We start from the raw sequence: 21,150 nt of genomic DNA, 5'->3' as shown, positions 1-21,150 counted from the left end.
GTTGAAATCGTGAATTTAGAAGAAGCAATTCGCACCAGAAGATCGATTGGACGTCTGAAGAAGGACCCGGTTGACCGGGCTTTGATCGAAAAAATACTGGAAGCCGCAACTTGGGCTCCAAGCCATTTCAATACCCAGCCATGGAAATTCATCGTTATGACTGGCGATGGCAGATCGAAGCTGGGCGAGGGCTATGCCCGTGTCGCACTTGCGTCCCTGGACACGGGGATTGGTGCAGCGCTTGAAGAACGCTTGGAGAAGGAGCGTGCGAAAGCATACCGCAGCCCGGTTGTAATCGCTGCTGTATGCTCGCCTTCCGATGATCCGCGGGCCACGCTGGCTGAGGAAATCGCCGCTTCACATGCAGCTGTTCAAAACCTGCTGCTGTCGGCTCACGCCAACGGTCTTGCTGGTGTATGGCGTTCCGGAGATCAAATGTATCATCCGCTGATGAAGGATACATTTGGACTGGATGCCGAGGAGCAGCTAATTGGTTTAATCTATCTTGGTTATGCTGATATGACGCCTCCAGACGGCAAAAGAACGCCAGCTTCCGAGAAAACAGTATGGATTGATGCTTAAAACGACGCGATAACGAGCTTTATCAAGATTTAAGCCTTCTGTAAGGTCATATGCCGACGACAGCCGTCTGCAGCCTTGCGGAAGGCTTTTTTTGTCAATTGACTGCTTTATGAAATAGATATATAGTAGTAAATACTTTGCTGTTAATTGTTTTAGTTCTAAAGTAATTCGCCCGAGCGTAAATGATAAATTAGGCTCCCGCAAATGTGAAAGGGGGGATTGGAATGGACAGAAGCGCTGAGCTGATTGCGTTCTCAGGGCAGTTCCGCAGTGTGCTTCGTTCAATTAATCAAGAGTGGAACAAACGAATGACACACAATTTATCCTACACGCAATTTAAAATGATGTTTCGTCTTCATTTGGAGGGGAGACTTAAGGTCTCCGAGCTGGCGGATTCCATGGGGATTACTTCGGGTGCCATTACTGGGGTTGCCGACAAGCTTGTCGCCGAAGATTACGTTGTGCGCGAGCGGGCGACGGATGACCGCCGGGTTGTCTACATTGAAATTACGCCGAAGGGCAAATTAATGATTGAAGAGCTGCTGGATTCGCAAAGCGAGACGATTTTATCGTTGTTTACCAGTTTGCCTGATGAAGACATTCAGCATTTGAAGCGCATTTTTGCGCAGCTGATTGCGAATATAGAGAAATTATAATTATAAGGAGAAAAGACAATCATGGAGCACTTATCAAGCAAACGCAAGTTAACCATTATGGTCGCCATTATGGTCGCGATGTTCTTCGCAGCTATCAACCAGACGATCGTTAGTACGGCAATGCCTCGCATCATTGCGATTTTGGATGGGATGGAGCTGTACACTTGGACAATTACGATTTATATGCTGACCTCCACAATCGCTACAGTACTGGTCGGTAAGCTGTCCGATATTTATGGAAGGAAGCCGTTCTTGCTCGTCGGTATATTATTGTTCGTTATCGGCGCATTTACTTCCGGCTTGGCTGCTGACGTTTATCAATTCATTACCTTCCGCGGTATTCAAGGTGTAGGTGCCGGTATTATTATGGCGACTGCTTTTACCGCAGTAGGCGATTTGTTCCCTCCGCGTGAACGCGGCAAATGGACCGGCCTGATGACCGCTGTATTCGGTTTCTCCAGCGTTATTGGACCAACTCTTGGCGGTTACATTATCGACCATCTCGCTTGGCACTGGGTATTCTGGATCTTCCTGCCGCTGGGCGTTGTCGCTTTTGCGATGATCCTGTTCCTGTTCCCGAAAACAGAACACAAGAAAGGCGAATCCATCGATTATCTAGGATCTTTGTTCCTGACGACGACAATCGTACCGCTTTTGCTCGCATTCACATGGGCAGGCTCCAAATACGAATGGGCTTCGGTAGAAATTATCGGTCTGTTTGGTATTACGCTTCTCTCATTAATCATTTTCCTTCTGATCGAAAGATCGGCGAGAAACCCGGTACTCCCGCTTTATATGTTCAAAAACAAAACCGTTACTCTTTCTAATGTAATCGGCTTTATTATGAACTTTGGCATGATGGGCGCGCTTATCTACTTGTCGTTCTTCGTACAAGGCGTATTGGCCATCTCGCCAACACATGCTGGCTATGTCACAATGCCAATGTCGATCGGAATGGTAATTACGAGTGCAATCGGCGGCTCGCTGATCAGTAAAACAGGCAAATACAAACGTTTTGCATTGATCGGTATGCCAGTCATGCTTGCGGGCATGGTCATCATGGTATTTATGAACAGCGTGTGGATGGCCGTTCTGGCGATGATTATTTTCGGCTTAGGACTTGGTCTTGGCATGCCAGTCTTCTCGCTGACGATTCAAAACGCAGTGCCGCATAAAGAGCTGGGTGCTGCTACAGCAACGATGCAGCTGTTCCGTAACCTTGGCGGTACGATCGGTATCGCGGTAATGGGTACTGTACTTGCTTCAAGCCTGAAGCATAACTTGACTGATCTGGCGAAAACCGGACACGGAGCAGATCTGTCGAAGCTTGATCCGGCTGTTGCGGAGAAATTCGCGAAGTTCGCGAACCCGCAAATGCTAACGGACCAACCGGCGTTGAAAAGCACGATGGAAAGCTTGCCGGCTGACATCCAGCCTATTTTCCAAAAGGTCATCGAAATGCTGCGCGATGCGCTGAGCTCCTCGTTGTCTACCGTGTTCCTTACAGGTGCACTCATTCTGGTCGTTGCGGTTATACTGACATTCTTCATTAAAGAGATTCCGCTTCGTACAACGAATAAAGCAACTGAAGAGGGTAAAACTGAAGGCGACAACCTCGTGAACGGCAAGCTTGCGAGCCAAGGCGAGTAATAGGCAAGCAGCTTAGGTTATTGAGTAAAGTAAAACCCGGCAGTTATCATCGAATGCGATGATGGCTGCCGGGTTTCTGTGTGTTGTCTGGCGGAGAGTGACGGTAGAAATTTTGATGCGAAATGGATGGCAATTGCGGAAACAGCTACAGCAGTTTCTTGATCCGGAAGTTCTCCTTAAGCACGTACCAGTTTTGCGGGAAGGGGACTCCGAGCACCCAGTAGCTGACACCCCGGAGGTTGAACAGCTTCACAATGTTGAGTTTGGCTTGCACGCTGCGGGCATCCTCATACCAGACCACATGCTCATGGCCTTGCTCATCATAGTAGTGATAGTAAGGCGATTGCGATTCGGGATCGTAATGTATTTCTGCGCCATATTTCGCAGCTCGTGCGACCGCTTCCTGCGGACTGATGGAAGGCGCCCACTTGTTGCCTTGGGCATAGGGCAAAGTCCAGTCATAGCCATAAAGCGGCATGCCCATGACGATTTTGTCCGCTGGAATGACGGATAACGCATATTGCAGCACTTTGACGACCTCGTTCAGCGGGGCAACCGCGAGCGGCGCTCCGCCGGACCAGCCCCATTCATAAGTCATCAGAATGACGAAGTCGACGATGCGGCCATGCGCAGCGTAATCATGCGCTTCGTATAGTGTTCCTTGCTGATCGGCTGTCAGCTTGGGAGCAAGTGCAGTAGAGACGAGATAACCATACGGGTGCAGTGTATTAACGAGCCGCTGCAAAAATCGGTTGTACAGCTCGCGCTCCGCTGGCGCAACATATTCGAAATCGACATGGAGTGCCATATAGCCCTTATATCGCATCGTACCTATAATATTGGCTACAAGCTGGTTTTGAACCGCCTGATCCGTAAGTACGGCGTGGGCGATGGCGGTACTGAAATTGTCTTCTTCGAAGTTGGTAATGACCATCATCGGTGCTGCTTTTTTCCCGTATGCGGCTTGTATAACGGCAGTATCGTCCAATGCGCTCAAGGATCCGTCAGGCTGAACGCGATAGTTGAAGGGGCTTATGTAGGTGAGATAGGGAGCAATTTCATTTGTTATTGCGACGCCCTGTTCATCGAATTTCTCCGTGTAGGCGTTGACCTCAATGACCGGCTTGACTGGTTGGGGAATACGGATGATTTGGCCAGGATAGATGAGGGCGGGATTGCTTAAACTATTAACGATAGCAAGCTCCTGCAGCGTTGCTCCATATCGCTGAGAGATGGACCATAGCGTTTCGCCGGGCAATACCGTATGGCTGCCGGCGCTTGTCGGAATGATGAGCGCCTGGCCGATGACGAGTCTGTTCGGATCTTCCAATCCGTTCACCCCGGCTAGAGCTTCCACGCTCACCCCGTATTGTCTGGCGAGCTGCCAGACAGATTCTCCTCTTCGTACGGTATGTATTTGCACCTGCCGATCCCCCCAACTTGTCAATCTACTACTACTCTATTCGGCAGGTGCAGATAATTTAACCAAAATGCGGATATTCGTTAAGAACCTCTCAGTTCGTCTCCAATCGGTACGCCCATAAATACCCCTTGGATTCCAGCAGATGTGCATCCGAACGCTCCTTCGGCTCCAGGATGACGCTGTTATTGGCATTCATAACATACCCGTCGTTTATACGATCAATGACGATGGGCACATCCAGCTCCATGAATAATTGCCGCATGCGGTAAATCGTGTTGTACAGGTTAGGGAGAGCGCGGTTTTCCTCGATATTCGGCCATAGATCATCGATGATTCGCCACTTTAAGCACAGCTTATTTTCATGCAGCAGAAAATAGTAGAATAGCTCTTCCGTTATGCGAGTAGGCCATTTCACAAGCTGCTCGCTTTTTTTAACGTATGCTTCACCGTACAATTGAACGTCGAGCTCTTTCTTAAGAGCGGGCTTCTCTTTTTTGCCGTAATATTTCTGGAGTCGCTCATCCAATTGCTTCACCGTATTTGGAGTCATCGGCTTCAAGAGGTAATCGAGCGCTTGTACGCGAAAAGCCTGTACCGCATATTGCTGGTGTGCAGTTGTGAATATCACAGGCACGTCAATACCGTTCTCCACTAAGCTTTGGGCAAGCTGAAGCCCTGTCATCCTTGGCATTTCAATGTCAAGGAGCAGCGCGTCCACATTCAGCTTAGGTATTTCCTGCAGCGCCTCGAACGGTGATTCGAAACGGCCCACAATTTCGAAGGGACCATAGGTTTCAAGCAATCTGGCGTGCAGTCCCAGTATCGGTTTCTCATCCTCTACGAGAATGACTTTCCACATCGTCTAGTCCCTCCTTAATCGGTATCGTAATTTGAACGGTCGTTCCCTTGCCCGGCAAGGAGTCGATTTCCAGACTGCCTTGGGTAAGATCGGCCACACGCCTGCGCACATTCGTAAATCCAATGCCGACGTTGGCAGTTTCCCCCTCCAACAATTGAGCGCGGCGCTCCGCAGTCATGCCTATACCGTCATCAGCCACCCGCATGTGTAAGAGAAAATCGTGGATGCTGATTGATACCTGAACATGCCCTGGGCCTTCTTTATCAAACAAGCCGTGGCGAATGGCGTTCTCGACTAAAGGCTGCAAGAGCAGGCTTGGAATCAAAATGTTCCCGGTATCGATAAGCGGATCGATGTCATAGGCGAACGTCAGCCGCTCCCCAAATCTGGCTTTCTCCACCTCTACATAAGCCTCAATGATTTCAAGTTCCTTCTGCAGCGATGAGAATTGCCCGTCCCGGCTCGTATCAAAGATATAGCGGAGAAAGGAGCTAAGCATCGTCAGCAGGTAAGCGGCGCGTTCCCCATCGGTGTAACAGAAGGAAATGATGTTGCTTAACGCATTGTATAGGAAGTGCGGTTTAATCTGGGTTTGCAAAAACGCCATTTCGTATTCAATCGCTTTTTGCATCGATTGCTTCGTTTGTTCAACAGCGTTCAACCTCGCCATTAATGTCTCTTTCGAGAAAGGCTTAATAATATAATCGTTAGCGCCTGAGGCAAAGATTGCCTCAATATGTCTTGGATATTCCGATGAGATCATCATCATAACCGGAAGCTCCATTAGAGATGATTGTTTGCGGATTTTTTGAAGCAATTCGAGACTGTTCATGCTGCCTGGAATAATGTCGTCGATCATGATCATTGCGATATCCGGATGATTGCTGTAATAGTCCAGCGCTTCTTGAGCCGTATAAGCAATTCGTACTTGGTAGCTATCACTCAATATGCCCCGCATCACTTCCCCGTGCATGACATCATCATCGACAATGAGAAGCGTCTGAAGCTCACGTTCTTCTGCAGATGCAGCAGCTTGTGTGCTGTAATCGTGTTCTGTGACGGTATCCGGCTCCTTGAATTCGCTGAAAGCCAGCTTCAATGTGAAGGTGATGCCGCTCTCCGCACGCTTATAGTGGATACTTCCATTCATTTGTTGAACGAGCTCCGCCGTCATCATTAGTCCTGAAGAAAGCTGCCGGTCCCTGCTTGCGGCAATAGAGTTGCGGCTTGTCGTCACATGAAGCAGGATGTCCGTTCCGGTCAGCACGGCTTCAATGGACAGGCTGTCTTCGGCGGTATCGTGAGCAATCTCGGTCATCATACGCAGGAGTACTTGGGCCAAAGCTTGCTCGTCCGCCCATACGTAAAGCTGCTTCGATATCTTTTCGTCGATATGAATTTTTTTCTTCGCGAAGGTAAGCTGCATCAGTTGAAGAACATGCTGCATCACCATCCGGAGATTGGTGGACTTGAGCTGAATCGCATAATCGTCAAAGCGGATGCGGGTAAAATCATTCAAATCCCTTAGCACATAAACCATGTTGCCAATGAGCTGCTCGGCTAAGTATAGCTGCTCGCCCTGCTTATGGTGATTGCGCTCCCGGGCAATCGATTTAATCAAATGGATGGCGTCATGCAAAGGCTTCTGCAAATCTTGCGTAGCAACCTTTAAGAAATCGTCCTTCGTATCATTCGCCTTTTGCAACCGGGCGGTCAACTGCTCCGATTCCTCCGTCCGGTTCATAAGACGAATGCCTAGAAACACATTCATCGCCATTACGCTTCCGATCAAGCCTATTCGGTTCCAGCTGTTGCGGCCGGAGAAGAACAGACTGTCTGACGAGCCGCTTATTGCGAAAAGAGCCAGAAACAGCAGCATTGAAATGAGGATGACGGCTTCGTTTCTGCGTATCGAGATCCGGTTTTTTACCGTTAAATAACCGATGCGAGCGATAACGGCGAGAAATAATCCATCCGTATAGTAAAAAAACGGATACTGCATACCCGACAAGGTTCTTGCGGGGAGTACGACATTTAATGCTGCATAGATGAGGAGCGGAAGCAAAAGCAGCAGCAGTGTCCTCCGCTTCATAACGGAAGGAATCATTTTGACAATAAAGAAAAGCAGCAGGATGGAACTCAAATATGTACTGGCATCTTGCAAGCGAAAGTAAAGCTCGAAAGGGAACGACGGGAATTCGCGTATGAGCAGCCGCTCTCCGCGAAGCGCGATAACGAATGCCAGCATTAGAAAATATAATCCGCTGTATAAGAAGGCTTCATCCTTCGTCCGTAGCAAAAAGATCGTTAAATGGTACATGCCGAATAGCAGCAAGCACAGGATTGCAGCCCATTCCAGGGAGAGATCCCGCTGCACATCCTGCTTGATAGACTCAGCGTCGCCAATGTCGATTGGCAGGACGATTCCGCCTCTTGCATTGTAGAAGTTGGAAGCGTGAATGGTAATTAGAATCTGCTGTCCTTCGGGTTTGAAATAAACTTCATAAGACGGGTTGTCCGGAGTCGTTGCTTGCTTAGTGACAGCAGTCCTTCCTTGTTCCGCAACGATTGACCCATCGATGTAGATTGTATGGGCGGACCAAATGTTCCTTATGCGAAGACCGATGTCAGACCACTGGTCCGGCAGATACACAGTGAGCTGATAGGAGCCCCATTGTGTCTTTGGCGTCCAAGGACCTGGAACCGCCATATTGACTCCAATTGCAGACAAATTGGCAGGGGCGATAAATGAATTACCTGTAAATTTCCAATCGCCGGCTAACGATACGAAAGGAGTATCCGACAATTCTCGCAAATCGAGTACGCCGTCTGCCGCTTTAATATGGACGGAGCTTGTATCCTCATCGCTAAAAATCATATAGAGTATGGCAATTAAAGCGCATGCCACGCCCAAATAGCCGATCCATTTCTTCATTCTAATGTCACACCCCTATACCTACTACTATACGTGAATAATCTCTCAAAAAACTACCAATTTCCGCACCATACGCGCCGTGAGGCACTTATGGTGCGCAGGGATATGTCGAATAAAGAGAGATTTGAGAGAATTTTGAGAGAAGCCTCTGCTATGTTGGACATAACATCTACTATAGTTTGGAGGGGTGTGGGGTTTCGCAAGGTGCTTAACGCTTAATTTGGGTAGTTCTATCGGCATGCAAATTTGAAGCTGCAGGCTGAAGAATGAACGCAAGACTTTGTTGTTAATCTTACAGAATGGGTGGATCAGATGAAGAAGAAAATGATTGCAATGGCAATGGCATTCTTTTTGTTAGTTACAAATGCGTCAATGACGTATGCGCTATCGCCAGTAGCAGAGGTTTACTACAATTTCGGCAGTAACGCTACTGGATATGACTCCAGTGCGCTTGAAAGCCAATTGAATGAAGCAGTTAAAGCTAAACTGGCTGCAGCGGGTGTTAATCCTAAATATGTGTCGATTATGGACGCAAGTGCAGATCCGGCAGCTGTATCGGACTCTCATGTACATTCCGGCTATGACAGCTGGTACATCAATAATGGTTATGTAATTAAACCGTCGGTTGAAACTGCGGATTACAATCACGTTCAATCGTCAAATAACGGCAAGACACTGACTTTCTACGGCTATACCTCTCCGGCCTATAAGGACTATATGCTGACGAGCGGTACGCCTTCCGGCAAGAAAATTATTACCTTCGATATGGATGAATCCAAAGTCGATTATCACAGTATGGAGGGCGGAGGCTTTCTCTTCAATACGCAGATTGATAGTGCGGGCAAATTGAGCGGTTACGCTATTCTATATGTACAAGGATCTATCAAGGTCTACAACATTAACGGCGTGGACGCAACGGCTTTGCACAACGAGACAGGAAGAACGTTATCCTCGATCGCAGGCGTAACGCAAGTCGCAAGCTACTCGAAGGGTGCATCTACCCATCACACGATTAAAATTAATGTAACAGAATCGAAATTAAATATGTGGGATAACGGGGAACAGCTCATTAAGGATCTCACTCTTCCTGCCGTTTATGGCAATGAGTTCGGCCCGATTGTGAGCTATACAAGCCATAGCTGTGAGATCATCTCTATTTTTGCTTTTGACAATATGAGACTGTTCTCTACTTCAAGCAAGACTTTGGACAAAGCGGTTGAGGAAATTGTATGGGATACAAATGCTCCATTGCGTTATGTCGTAAACGTTGATGATGACCCTCAAACGACTTTGGATGGAGGACCGAAACAATCCAATCTGAAGGACACATTCAATAACAACGGTGCCCAATATGTAGGCGTTACAGCTTCGGTTTATTCGGATACAAGCCAAAGCTTTATCGATGAGCTTGTTAACGGCGGAATGCATGTCGATTCCGGGCAAGACATCGAGGATATCATTGATCAAATAGCGGAACGTGTTGCGAACGAGATCATTTCGGACTATCGGGAAGCTATTCTAGCTATTGAAAAGGCAGAAGACAGCACGGATATTGAATTTGATTCTGGCGATTTTAAAAATTCGGTAAAAAATAATATTACGTTTAAGCAAGACGATGATGTAACGACCATCTGGTCCTCCGATCAGCCTTCGATCATCGCACCGGACGGAACGGTTACGAGACCAGTTACGTCACAGCCTGGCGTTTATGTAAACCTGAAAGCAACGATTATTAAAGACGGGCTTACAAGCGAGAAAGTCTTCACCGTCTATGTACTTGCAGCGGAGCCAGGTCCTTTGACGACTCTGTCGGCTGTCTCGGAGGACGGACAAGTGACACTGAAATTCCCGGCTCTGAATGATGCTGAGGACGGAGATATCGTAGTTGAACAATCTGAGGACGGTACTAACTTTACACCAGTTATTCCGCAAGAGATATTGAACAGCATTTCAAAGAGCGCCACGATTGGCGGTTTGACAAACGGTGAGAACTACTTCTTCCGTCTGGTAGTCAAATCTGGTTTCTATAAAGGAACATCCAATGTAGTTCAAATTTCGCCAGCTGAAAAGCTGACAACTTTGACGGCGACTAGAGGCAGCAGTAAAGCGACTCTGACGTTCCCTGCTTTAACGGGAGCAACAAATATCGTAGTTGAGCAGTCTACGGACGGCGTTAACTTCACGCCTGCAACGACGACTGAAACGTTGGACGCCAATTCAACGAGCGCGACTGTAACCGAATTGACCAACGGTACAACGTACTATATCCGTTTGTCGATTGAGGGGGGCAAATATGCGGGCCTGTCCACTGTTGTTACAGTTACGCCTGCTGTGCCTTATACACCGCCAACACCTGAAATTGAGCAGCCGATGAATACAAAAGTGACTGTGTCCGATGGCGGTACAACAGTTCAGGACAAAATCACGAAGCTGGTTGGAGAAAACTTGAAGGTATCGGGTAAAATCAAGTCGGCCAACGGCCAGGAAATTAATGTGCCGAACATTGTCATGAATGCAGACGGCAGCTTTACGCTTCCGAAAGTTCCTGCAGGCGAGTACAAGCTTGTGTTGAACGTAATTGCACCATATGGTGAAAAACTGGCGGGCCCTACAGGCAAGCTTGTCGTCGACAGCAATGGAAATGCAAGCCTGACGGTCGACCTGGTCGATCCGTACGGCACAATTCTTGATACAGTAACGAATGAGCCTATTGCCGGCGTTAACATGAAATTGTACTGGGCGGATACCGAACTGAACCGTTCCAAAGGCAGAGTACCTGGAACGCTTGTTAATCTGCCTGAGCTGCCGGATTTCGCACCTAACAAAAACCACAACCCGCAAATCAGCTCGGAAAAAGGTGAATACGGCTGGATGGTATACGCCAATGCCGATTACTACTTCTTGGGCGAGAAGGACGGCTATGTTGTATTCGACAGCCGCACTGATAAGCGCGAAGAGAAATTTGGAGATGACAGCTTTATTAAAGGCGGAGTCATTCATGTCGGCGAAACGATCGTGAAGTTCAGCTTCTCGGCGGAGCCGAAAGTGAAAGCTTCCGGCACTCATAATCCGTACATCATCGGTTATCCGGACGGAACGTTCAAGCCGGACCGCGGTATTGTCCGTGCGGAGATTGCTACGATTCTGTCCCGCTTGTACAAGCCATCCACGAACTCCAAGAAACTATCGTTTACGGATGTGGACTCCAAATACTGGGGAGCGGATGCGATCGCAATCGCTACGAATAACAAATGGATGGTCGGCACCGGCAAAAATACGTTTGAGCCGACAAAACAAATTACACGTGCAGAATTTGCACAATTGCTGACGAACCTGTATAAATGGGACGTTGAGAAGGAAAGCAGCTACACAGATCTCTCCGGGCACTGGGCGGAGAAAGCTATCGCAACGGTTGAGAAGCAAGGTCTGCTGTTTGACTTTACGGATAAGGCATTCAATCCGAACAAGCCGATTACGAGACTAGAGGTCGTCCGGATCTTTAACCGCCTGCATGAACGCAAACCATGGCACGTTGAAGTTGACGCGAAATGGTCCGACGTTCCAGCAAGCCATGCGTACTATTCGGATATAATGGAAGCTTCGGTTCAGCATCCGTTCGAGCAATACGAGACCGGAGTCGAGAGCTGGAAAAAATAATATAAGTTATTGAAAAAAGGCGACTGTAACCGGCAATGTCATTAAGTTAAGCAGCTTAATGACATTGCCGCAACGGGTCGCTTTTTTTTCGCAGCAACGTTTACTTAAACTTTCAACTACAATCGGGATTATTCATCGTCGTCTTCTTCATCGGCCAGCACGACATTGAGAATTGTCGTCTGCATGTTCTGGATAAGAGGCTTCAGCACAACGGTTTGTTTGCCTGGATAAGAGAAGCGGGCGTTGGCTGTGCCGGCGGCGACATTGGTGAATGCATAGAAGCCGTTATTGTTGCTTACGGTTTGGCGAATGACTACGCCGCTGTCTGTAATAATCTCCGCTAATGCTTTGCGCAGGGGAAGACCTGCTGAATCACGTATTGTTCCTTGCAGCGTTCCGAATTCTGCGGGCAGTGCTACTTGAACAGTTCCATCTTCAGAAGCCGCTTGAATGGCTTGAGAACCGTAATTGGGAGAGCTTGCAGTAAGCGTATAGCTTGTGCTCGGAGACAATCCTTCGATAACGAATCGGCCGAGGCCGTCGGCAATAACAGTAACCCTGACAAGCTGGCTAACCGGATCAAGCGCGTTAATAATCGCGCCTGGAATCGGCGAGCCATTGATTTGCTCCGTGACGATGCCTCTTATTGATTGGGGCTGACCCGTTAAAACGACATTTACGGTCTGCTGCTGGCCAGGCCGTTGCAGTACATAGGCATTTGCCGTCTGCTGCCCCGGCTTGCTGACTACGACCGTTTGTTCTCCGCTTGGTGTGCTTGGCACTTCATATTGCCCTTGCGGATTCGTTGCCCCGTTCCCTCCGATAACGCCTGTGCCGTCTACGACGGTTACCGGCGCGTTCGGAACCGGCGTACCGCTCGCGCCGTCCGTTACCGTTCCTTCAATAACTGTAGGCGCCTGCTGGAGCATGAATGGAACAGATGTTAGTTCGCCTGGTGATACCAGCGCCGATGTCTGCTCGGATACGAAGCCGGAGAGAGCTGCTGCGACGATATAATTAGCCGGCGCAACGTCGCCGAAATCATAGAAGCCGTTGGAATCGCTAAGCTGGGAAGAGATAACCGGTCCGAAGCTGTTGAACTGATGCAGCTGAACCCGGCATCCGTCTATGCCGGAGCCGCTTACCGCACGCGTCACTGTACCGTTAAGCGAACCGGGCAGCTTGGTAAGCGCGAAGCTGAAGCGGGTAGCGGCAGCGGCCGTGATCGTAAAACCGCCGAATGCTGAAGCGTATCCTCTCCTGCCGGCAGTGGCCGTATAGATTCCTGGAGCCAGATCTGTATAGTGGTACTCCCCTCCCGTTCCAGAAACGACAGTAGCGATTAAAAGGCCGGTTTCTCCGCTAAATATTCGGATCTGGGCTCCCTGCAAAGCTTTCCCATCTTCCAGGTCGCTGACAAATCCGGCGATCGAGCCGGGAGAAGGTGTTAGAGTGAAATCCGCTCTGGCTGCAGCGCCTGCCTTTGTAATGACGGAGGCCGTTGCAGAGCCGAAGCCAGCGGCAACGGTAGAAAGAGAGAATGCGCCGGCCGGCAAGCCATTAATGATATAGGCACCGGCCTCATCCGAATAGGTCGTCTCGATAATCAGGCTGGACAGATCATACACATTAATAAGGGCGCTGCTGATTGGAGCTCCGGTAGAAGCATTCGTAACAAAGCCGGAGACGACGCTTGTTTGAGGAGTCAGCGTAACGGCAACGGCTGTTGTCTCGCCCGCCTTGATCGTCGCTCCTACCGATGCCGACACATAGCCTGGAGAGGATACATTGACGATGTATTCGCCTGCAGGCAGCTCAATTAGCCGTACGCCGCCTTGCTGATTGGCGAAGGCAGTCTCTAACAGAGAACCCTCCTTCGTATAAAGCTTGATCTCGGTATTGTCGGTCGATATCGGATTACCAGCCGTATCGGATATCTGGCCATTAAGTTCGCCGAACAGCGGAATAAGGGCGATGCTGGCAATCGTGCTTTGCCCTCTGCCGACAAAAGCGCCGGCAGTATTGGAGGCGTAGCCTGAGGCACGGGCAATGACGGTATAGGTATCCGGACGCAGTCCATTGAACTGATAATTTCCGAAAGGCGTGGCGGAAACCGAAGCCACGGCCAGACCGCTTGCGGTAATTTGGCGCAGCTCTACATCGGCACCGGGAATCGGCAGTCCCGTCACCCCATCCGTAATCTGGCCGCTGACGGTGCCCGGATCGGCAGTCAATTGGAAGCTGATACCCGTTACTGATTCCCCGGGACCAACTGACACGCCTTTCATCGCGCTGCTGTAGGATGGCGCTGACGCGACGACGTTCAAGGTACCGGCCGGCAGATTGCCAACCGTATAGGTGCCGTCTGCTTGCGCTTGACCTATACCCCTTACCGATTCATTGCCGTTCAGAACTTTAACGGAAGCGGCAGGTATCGGATTACCCCCTGTATCGGTTACGATGCCCGACAAGCTTCCGGGAGAAGGCGTTAATGGAATGGTGACGGATGTAACCTGACCCGGCAAGGCATTTGCGCCTACAATCGGCGAGGTGAATCCGGCGGCGTTTGCCGTTAAATAATAGTTGCCTTCCTGTACGTTATTGAACGTAAAGCTTCCGTCCGCAAGCGTTGCGGAGGTAGCAATCTGCACATTGTTTGAATTGAAAAGCTGGACGAGACTGCCTGCAGCGGCGGGCTGCAGCAGACCGGTAATCGTGGCCGGATTCGGCTTGAGCATAAAGCTGACAGGCGTCTCCGCATTGGACAAGACGATAGCGCCAAATGTCTCGCTTTGATAATTGTTATCTGTGGCCACCAGCGTATAGCTTCCTGGCGTAAACCCAGCTATTCGGAAAAACCCGTCGTCGTCGCTTAAAACCGAGCCAGCCAGGAAGCCGACTTGATCATTAATATTGACGATGGCCCCGAACAGTCCCTTGCCTGTTACAGCATCCGTTACACGCCCCTGAATGGCTCCTGGGTCCGGAGCCAGAACAAGGGAAACGGAGGTGGATGCATCCGGGAATACGGTGCAGGTCGCTGTTCCTTGCTGATAATTGGCCGCCCCCGAAACCACGGTATAAATGCCGGGTTTCAGATTGCCAGCTACAAAGCGGCCGCTGGAATCGGTGAACAGAGAGCTTACGGTTATCCCGTTGGCGTTCGTAACCCGAATCTCGATACCGGCTCCAAAGATAGCATTGCCGGCCGTGTCGCGGACAGTTCCGGATATCGAGCCTGGCGAAGCGGGAAGTATGAAATCCGCAGTTGAAGTTTGCCCGGACCGGACAAGCACGGCGGTAAATTGATTCTGAAACCCGGCATTGGATACGCTCAAAATATAGCTGCCCGGCATCAGGTTGGAGACCGTGTACCGGCCGTCACTTTGGGCGATGACTCTTGTCAGAATAACAGGGCCGCCGTCTACATTGTATTGAACGGAGACTATGGCTCCAGGCAGCGGATTCCCATTGCTGTCCGTGATTATGCCGGCTGCGGAGCCGGGATTGGGAGTAAGAAGGAAATTCAGCGCCGTCGTTTGCCCCGGATTGACCGAGGCTCCGAGGGTCACGCCCCCATAGCCGTCCGGCCGGGCAGATACAACGTAATCGCCCGGTGCCAGATTGCCGATCGTGAAGCTCCCGTCTAATGCAGTGTTAACCCTTCCGACAATGATATTGTTAGAGAATACGCGGACAACGACATCGGGAATCGGCTGTCCATCGACGGAGGCTACGCTGCCGCTGATTGCTCCGGCCAGACGTTCCAGAGCCAATGAGACATTGGCTTGCGTGCCTGCTGCAACGATTGCACCGACCGTTTTGCCCGCATAGCCCTGGGCGGCATAAACAACGCTGTAGCTTCCCGGACTTAGAGACGGGATGAGATAGGTTCCGTCCGGATTGCTGAGTCCGGTTTGAAGCGTCAGCCCTTCGGAGTTAAACACGCGAACGCTGGCTCCGCCGATAGGGGCCAGGTTTTCGGCATCGCTGATGGTGCCTCCTATGCTTCCTGCTATCGGGGATAATGATAGGTTGACTGTCGTTGTCTGTCCCGGCAGGACGCGAAAGCCGATGACCTGCGTGACGTAATTCGGGGCAGAAACCCGAAGACGGTCATTGGAGGAAGCCGGCAGCGTATCAAGACGATAAGTGCCGTCAGCCGCAGTCACCGTCGTAGACAGCACATTATTCCGGTTGTCGAGCGCTTCGATTTTAGCGCCAGCAATGGGTGAGCCTCCAGCGCTGGTTACAGTGCCAGCTACCGCCCCCGGATTCGACTGCAGTGAGGCATTCACTATGCGTGTCTCACCTGGCGACAGCGTTAGTGGCTGGTCATTAAGCTGAAAGCCGCTTGCCGACAAGCTGATTCGATAATAGCCGGGAGTAATGCCTGTAATGGCGTACGCTCCGTTCGCATTCGATACGGCTTGTGCGACATGGACCCCTAGCCAGTTGGTTAGATTGACGATTGCTCCAGCAATGGACGTGCCGTTTGAAGCGTCTGTCACGGCGCCTTGAACGGCAGCGGGAAGCGGCTGAAGCAATACGTTCACTGTCGTGACAGCGCCTGCCGCCACTTGGGTATCCGAGGATAGTGGGCTATAGTTCGGATAAGCGAACTGCAGCCGGTAAGAGCCCGGCGCGAGATTGCCAATCGAATAAATGCCTGCTGCATCAGTACCAGCCGTTCCGGCAGAAGACAGGCCGGGAAGCTTTAACACCTGAACAGATACCCCAGCAACAGGCAGCCCTGAAGCTCCGTCCAGCACCGTTCCGTTCACGCCGCCCGTGCTTACGACGTTAAGCGTCGCGGTGCTCTGCGCCGAAGTGATTTTTCCGCCGGTGAAGAGATCGACGCCTGTAGCAATTTTCGTGTCCAGCACCCGCCCGCCTGGCGTATTAAATAAACCAGATGCGGAATAGGACAACGTTGCGCTTGCACCTGCAGCCAAATTGCCGATATTCCAAGTAAGCGTCTGGTTCAATGAAGTGAAGGCGGTCATTCCTGCACTAGTTCTCGTAACCTGGAAGGCGGCGAGTTTGTCGAAGGCGAAGGCAGTGACGGCAAAGATCGTCGAGGCGGTGCTTCGTCCGGTATTGACGACTGTAATGACCCCATCCACCGATGCGGGCTGGCCGGCTTGAATGACGGAGCTCGAAGCGGTCTGCGTAATGGACAACGCGGCCCGCACATCCCCGCCTGTAATGGTCAGACTGTCGCTTAAAGAGGTGAAATCCTTGTTGTAGTTGTTGTTATTGGCCGATGAAAAAAATAAAAAACGAAGCGGCGAAGCTGTGCTGATACCAAGAATAGGGAATAATACCGTTGCCGGGATTAAAAAGTCCAGGAAAAAATCGCCGTTTCCCCCGAAATTCGACCCGTCTGCTGCCGCTTTGGATCTGGCGATGCCAAAGTTAATAATTGGTGCAGAGAAGCGAACCGTTCCTCTGCGGTTTGTACTGCCTGTGACTGCCGGATTGCCAGCCGGGCTGATCACCGTCTGTGTCTGCGTAAGCTCCAGCGTGTTGTCTAAGCCATTGACTGCAAGTTCCCATTCCAGTACAGATGGCGAATTGTCAGTGTCGAACAGGACGCCCCAGGAAAAATTGCGAAAGCTGGTTTTGAACTGCGGATCGCTGTTGAGACGCAATCGGAAATACACATTGGTCCCGTCATAGGCGTAATAGGCGGCCGGAAACTGCGTACTGCCGACAATATCGCACTCATCGGGAGATACATCATTGGCGGGATCTGTAAGCGGTGCGCCACCCGCAAGGACGGGGACATATTGGCTGTCTTCGGGAAAAGCCATCGGTTGATAAACCTCCTTCTAATTAAATTTATACGCTGTAACGATTATACGGCAGTGAACTGGCAAGATATTCCTATGTGAACAATGGATTACAAGTTAATATGCTGCTTCTTTTGGCGGACAGCCTATATATTTTGATACATCTTGACACAAAAACGAACTTTCTTAATTTGAAAGCTCGGAAATGTTCGTATTTTATTCTTATTTCATTGACAGCTATGGAGGGATTGGATAAACTAGAATAGGTCAAGGCGGCACATTCCGCCGCAATAGTCGAACACTCGTATATCCTCGGGATTTGGCCCGAAAGTTTCTACCCGAAAACCATATTTTCGGACTACGAGCATGCTGAAACAATTGAACGGGTTGCCCTTCCATAGGGCAGCCTTCTGCTGTCTTTGCGTTATCACATTAGCGAAGTAAAGCCAATTGTTGCCAGCAATCGCATCGAATCGCCTTTTCATTTAGAGAAGGCGTATACGATGCTCCGCTCGGGTCCGGTAAAGCAATCGTGTATATTCTGCGGCTGCCAGCCGGACTTTTGTGCGTTTTGGGCCAAGTGCCGGGAATATCAAATTATAAATGAAGGAAGGTTTAGCGCATGTCTGCGAAGGTTGGCGTTATCATGGGCAGCAAGTCCGATTGGGACACAATGAAATTAGCTTGCGATGTGTTGGAAGAACTGCAGGTTCCTTATGAGAAAAAAGTAGTCTCCGCGCACCGTACCCCGGATTTAATGTTTGAGTACGCAGAAACAGCCGCTGAACGCGGGCTAAAGGTCATTATTGCAGGAGCAGGCGGGGCGGCTCATCTTCCAGGGATGGTAGCGGCCAAAACGCTGCTGCCGGTCATCGGAGTGCCCGTCAAGTCGTCGAACTTGAACGGGCTGGACTCGCTTCTCTCGATCGTACAAATGCCGGGCGGCATTCCGGTAGCGACGGTTGCAATCGGGAATGCTGGCGGCACGAATGCCGGTTTGCTGGCGGCGCAAATGCTGGGCGCTTTTGATCCTGAGCTAATGGCTCGTGTGGAAGCGCGCCGCGCGCGCATTCAGCAGGAAGTGCTGGAAAGCAGTGAAACGCTATGACAACAGAAGCAGACAAGCGCATGAACGCTGAACGGACGATTACGCCGGGAAGCACAATTGGCATCTTGGGCGGCGGCCAGCTCGGCCGAATGATGGCGCTGGCGGGCAGCGCGATGGGCTACCGGTTCGTGGCGCTTGATCCGACGCCGGACGGGCCTTGCGGTCAAGTGTCGGAGCAGATCATAGCCGCTTACGATGACCGCGAGGCCGCTAGAGAGCTGGCTAAGCGTGCGGACGTCATTACTTACGAGTTCGAGAACGTAGATGCAGGCGTAGCTGCGATGCTCATGGCCGAATCGTACGTGCCGCAAGGCAGTGAGCTGCTCTACACGACGCAGCATCGCTTGCGGGAGAAACGGGCGATCGAAGCGGCAGGCGTTCGAGTGGCTCCTTACAGCGAGATTCGCAGCGCAGAAGAGCTGAGAGCGGCTGCAGAACGATTCGGTCTGCCTTGCGTGTTGAAAACCGCTACAGGCGGTTATGACGGCAAAGGGCAGTGGGTTATTCGCAGCTTTGAGGAGATTGATGAAGCTTATGAGACGCTGAGCCGCAGCGGCGCGGAGCTCGTGCTGGAGCAATTCATCCGGTTCGAGAAGGAATTGTCCGTTATCGCGGCGCGAAGCCCTCAGGGGGAGATCAAGGCATTCCCTGCGGCGGAAAACATTCATATCGATAACATCCTGCATCTGTCAATTGTACCTGCCCGTATATCCGATGAAGTGCAGCGGGAAGCCGAGAAGCTGGCAATGCGGATTGCCGAAGGGCTTGGCGTTGTTGGTCTGATTGCCGTTGAGCTGTTCCTGACGACAGACGGCGGGCTTTATGTCAATGAGCTGGCGCCTCGGCCGCATAACAGCGGTCACTACACGATGGAGGCCTGCCGAACCTCGCAATTCGAGCAGCATGTGCGGGCAGTATGCAATTTGCCGCTTGGCGATACATCGTTGTTGACGCCGGTTGTCATGGTTAACGTATTAGGACAGCATGTTGAGCCGCTGCTTGCCCGTGTGCAAGAGCGTGATGAGGCAGCAGAGCGGTTGAACGTAGCGCCAAAGCTTCACTTATATGGAAAGAAAGACGCGGTGCATAAGCGGAAGATGGGCCATGTGAACGTACTGGCCGACAACGTGGAAGCAGCGCTGCAATGGATAGAAGAGACTACAATTTGGAAGGTGTGACCCGTACATGTTAGAGCGTTACAGCAGACCGGAAATGAGAGCAATTTGGACCGAGCAGAACAAATTTCAAGCTTGGCTTGAAGTAGAATTATGCTCTTGCGAGGCGTGGGCCGAGCTTGGCGTTATCCCGAAGGAAGATGTAGAGGCGTTGCGCAAGTCGGCAAGCTTCAATATTGACCGCATTTACGAAATCGAGCAGGACACTCGTCATGACGTTATCGCCTTTACGCGCGCTGTATCCGAAACAGTAGGTCCTGAGCGCAAATGGGTGCACTACGGATTGACTTCGACAGACGTCGTAGATACAGCAACTGGCTACTTGCTTCTTCAAGCCAATGCCATTCTGAAAAAAGACATCGAGCGCTTTATCGGCATTCTTCGCGAAAAAGCGATTCAATATAAAGATACGCCAATGATGGGACGTACGCACGGTGTTCACGCAGAGCCAACAACCTTCGGTCTGAAAATGGCGCTGTGGTACGAGGAAATGAAACGTAACCTGGAACGGTTTGAGCATGCGGCAAACGGCGTGCAGTTCGGTAAAATTTCCGGCGCTGTCGGCACTTACGCGAACATCGATCCTTTCGTTGAAGAATTCGTATGCAACAAACTTGGCATCACGGCTGCTCCAATCTCGACGCAAACGCTGCAGCGTGACCGCCATGCTGAATATGTGGCAACGCTGGCACTGGTTGCGACTTCGCTTGATAAATTCGCAACTGAGATTCGCGCCCTGCAAAAATCGGAATTCCGCGAGGTTGAAGAGCCATTCGCAAAAGGTCAAAAAGGATCTTCTGCAATGCCGCACAAACGCAATCCGATCGGCTGCGAGAACATCTCCGGCTTGTCCCGCGTTATCCGCGGCCATATGCTGACCGCTTACGAGAACGTGCCGCTGTGGCATGAGCGCGACATCAGCCATTCGTCCGCAGAACGCGTTATTTTGCCGGATGCTACGATGCTGCTCAACTACATGCTGAACCGTCTGGGCAACATCATCGGCAACCTGACTGTATTCCCGGAAAATATGAAACGCAACATGCAGCGCACGTTTGGCGTACCGTTCTCCGGCCGCGTTATGACGAAGCTGATCGACAAAGGCCTCAGCCGCGAGCAAGCTTACGATACCGTTCAGCCGCGCGCGATGCAAGCCTGGGAAGAGCAGCGCCAATTCCGCGACATTATCGAGTCGACTACGGAAATTACGAGCCTGCTGTCCGCTGAAGAAATCGATGATGCCTTCAACCCTTCGTGGCACCTGAAGCATGTCGATACGATTTTCACACGTCTTGGATTGAACTAAGGGG

The 21,150-nt window shown here is 50.8% G+C and carries 11 protein-coding genes and 1 riboswitch; of the genes, 7 read left to right on the top strand and 4 right to left on the bottom strand.

From position 1 onward, the window contains the following. Positions 1 to 9 precede the first annotated feature (9 nt). The 3 genes from TY10_RS19790 (at position 10) to TY10_RS19780 (ending at position 2,888) form a co-directional block, all read left to right on the top strand. Positions 10 to 582: a nitroreductase family protein gene (locus TY10_RS19790; RefSeq protein WP_042167223.1), complete on the top strand. Its 573-nt coding sequence runs from the start codon at positions 10 to 12 to the stop codon at positions 580 to 582. Positions 583 to 806: 224 nt separating this feature from the next. Next, positions 807 to 1,238 (top strand): MarR family winged helix-turn-helix transcriptional regulator, encoded by a 432-nt coding sequence (locus TY10_RS19785; RefSeq protein WP_042167221.1) that lies wholly within the window; start codon positions 807 to 809, stop codon positions 1,236 to 1,238. Positions 1,239 to 1,259: 21 nt separating this feature from the next. Further along, positions 1,260 to 2,888 (top strand): MDR family MFS transporter, encoded by a 1,629-nt coding sequence (locus tag TY10_RS19780; RefSeq protein WP_042167220.1) that lies wholly within the window; start codon positions 1,260 to 1,262, stop codon positions 2,886 to 2,888. A gap of 145 nt (positions 2,889 to 3,033) precedes the next feature. On the opposite strand, the gene TY10_RS19775 is transcribed toward TY10_RS19780, so the two are convergent. The 3 genes from TY10_RS19775 to TY10_RS19765 form a co-directional block, all read right to left on the bottom strand. Beyond that, positions 3,034 to 4,311 (bottom strand): glycoside hydrolase family 18 protein, encoded by a 1,278-nt coding sequence (locus TY10_RS19775; RefSeq protein WP_042167219.1) that lies wholly within the window; start codon positions 4,309 to 4,311, stop codon positions 3,034 to 3,036. A 91-nt stretch (positions 4,312 to 4,402) separates the two neighbouring features. Continuing rightward, a complete protein-coding gene (locus TY10_RS19770; protein ID WP_042167217.1) occupies positions 4,403 to 5,170 on the bottom strand; it encodes a response regulator in 768 nt (255 codons plus the stop codon). After that, the gene (locus TY10_RS19765; protein WP_042167214.1) at positions 5,142 to 8,105 is read right to left on the bottom strand and encodes a histidine kinase; all 2,964 of its coding nucleotides are present in this window, start codon (positions 8,103 to 8,105) and stop codon (positions 5,142 to 5,144) included. The genes TY10_RS19770 and TY10_RS19765 overlap by 29 nt, the downstream gene beginning before the upstream one ends. A gap of 312 nt (positions 8,106 to 8,417) precedes the next feature. Between TY10_RS19765 and TY10_RS19760 the strand changes: the two genes are divergently transcribed. After that, positions 8,418 to 11,762: an S-layer homology domain-containing protein gene (locus TY10_RS19760; protein ID WP_042167212.1), complete on the top strand. Its 3,345-nt coding sequence runs from the start codon at positions 8,418 to 8,420 to the stop codon at positions 11,760 to 11,762. A gap of 128 nt (positions 11,763 to 11,890) precedes the next feature. Here the strand turns inward: TY10_RS19760 and TY10_RS19755 are convergent, their stop codons facing one another. After that, complete coding sequence (locus TY10_RS19755) at positions 11,891 to 17,578, bottom strand: carboxypeptidase regulatory-like domain-containing protein (protein WP_042167209.1); 5,688 nt, start codon at positions 17,576 to 17,578, stop codon at positions 11,891 to 11,893. 261 nt (positions 17,579 to 17,839) lie between these two features. Beyond that, a riboswitch (purine riboswitch) is annotated at positions 17,840 to 17,938 on the top strand. A 241-nt stretch (positions 17,939 to 18,179) separates the two neighbouring features. Between TY10_RS19755 and purE the strand changes: the two genes are divergently transcribed. From purE to purB, 3 genes are read left to right on the top strand one after another with little or no spacing between them, the layout of a single operon-like run. Further along, entirely contained in the window at positions 18,180 to 18,665 is a 486-nt protein-coding gene (gene purE, locus TY10_RS19745; RefSeq protein ID WP_042167203.1) for a 5-(carboxyamino)imidazole ribonucleotide mutase, read from the top strand. Continuing rightward, on the top strand, positions 18,662 to 19,843 hold the full coding sequence (purK, locus tag TY10_RS19740; protein ID WP_042167199.1) for a 5-(carboxyamino)imidazole ribonucleotide synthase: 1,182 nt from the start codon (positions 18,662 to 18,664) through the stop codon (positions 19,841 to 19,843). The genes purE and purK overlap by 4 nt, the downstream gene beginning before the upstream one ends. A 7-nt stretch (positions 19,844 to 19,850) precedes the next feature. After that, entirely contained in the window at positions 19,851 to 21,146 is a 1,296-nt protein-coding gene (purB, locus tag TY10_RS19735; RefSeq protein WP_042167196.1) for an adenylosuccinate lyase, read from the top strand. Positions 21,147 to 21,150 lie beyond the last annotated feature (4 nt).

Source organism: Paenibacillus gorillae, from assembly GCF_000513275.1.
Classification (GTDB): Bacteria; Bacillota; Bacilli; order Paenibacillales; family Paenibacillaceae; genus Pristimantibacillus; species Pristimantibacillus gorillae.
The sequence above is the reverse complement of the archived record's forward strand: the minus strand, read 5'-3'. Positions and strand labels throughout refer to the sequence as shown.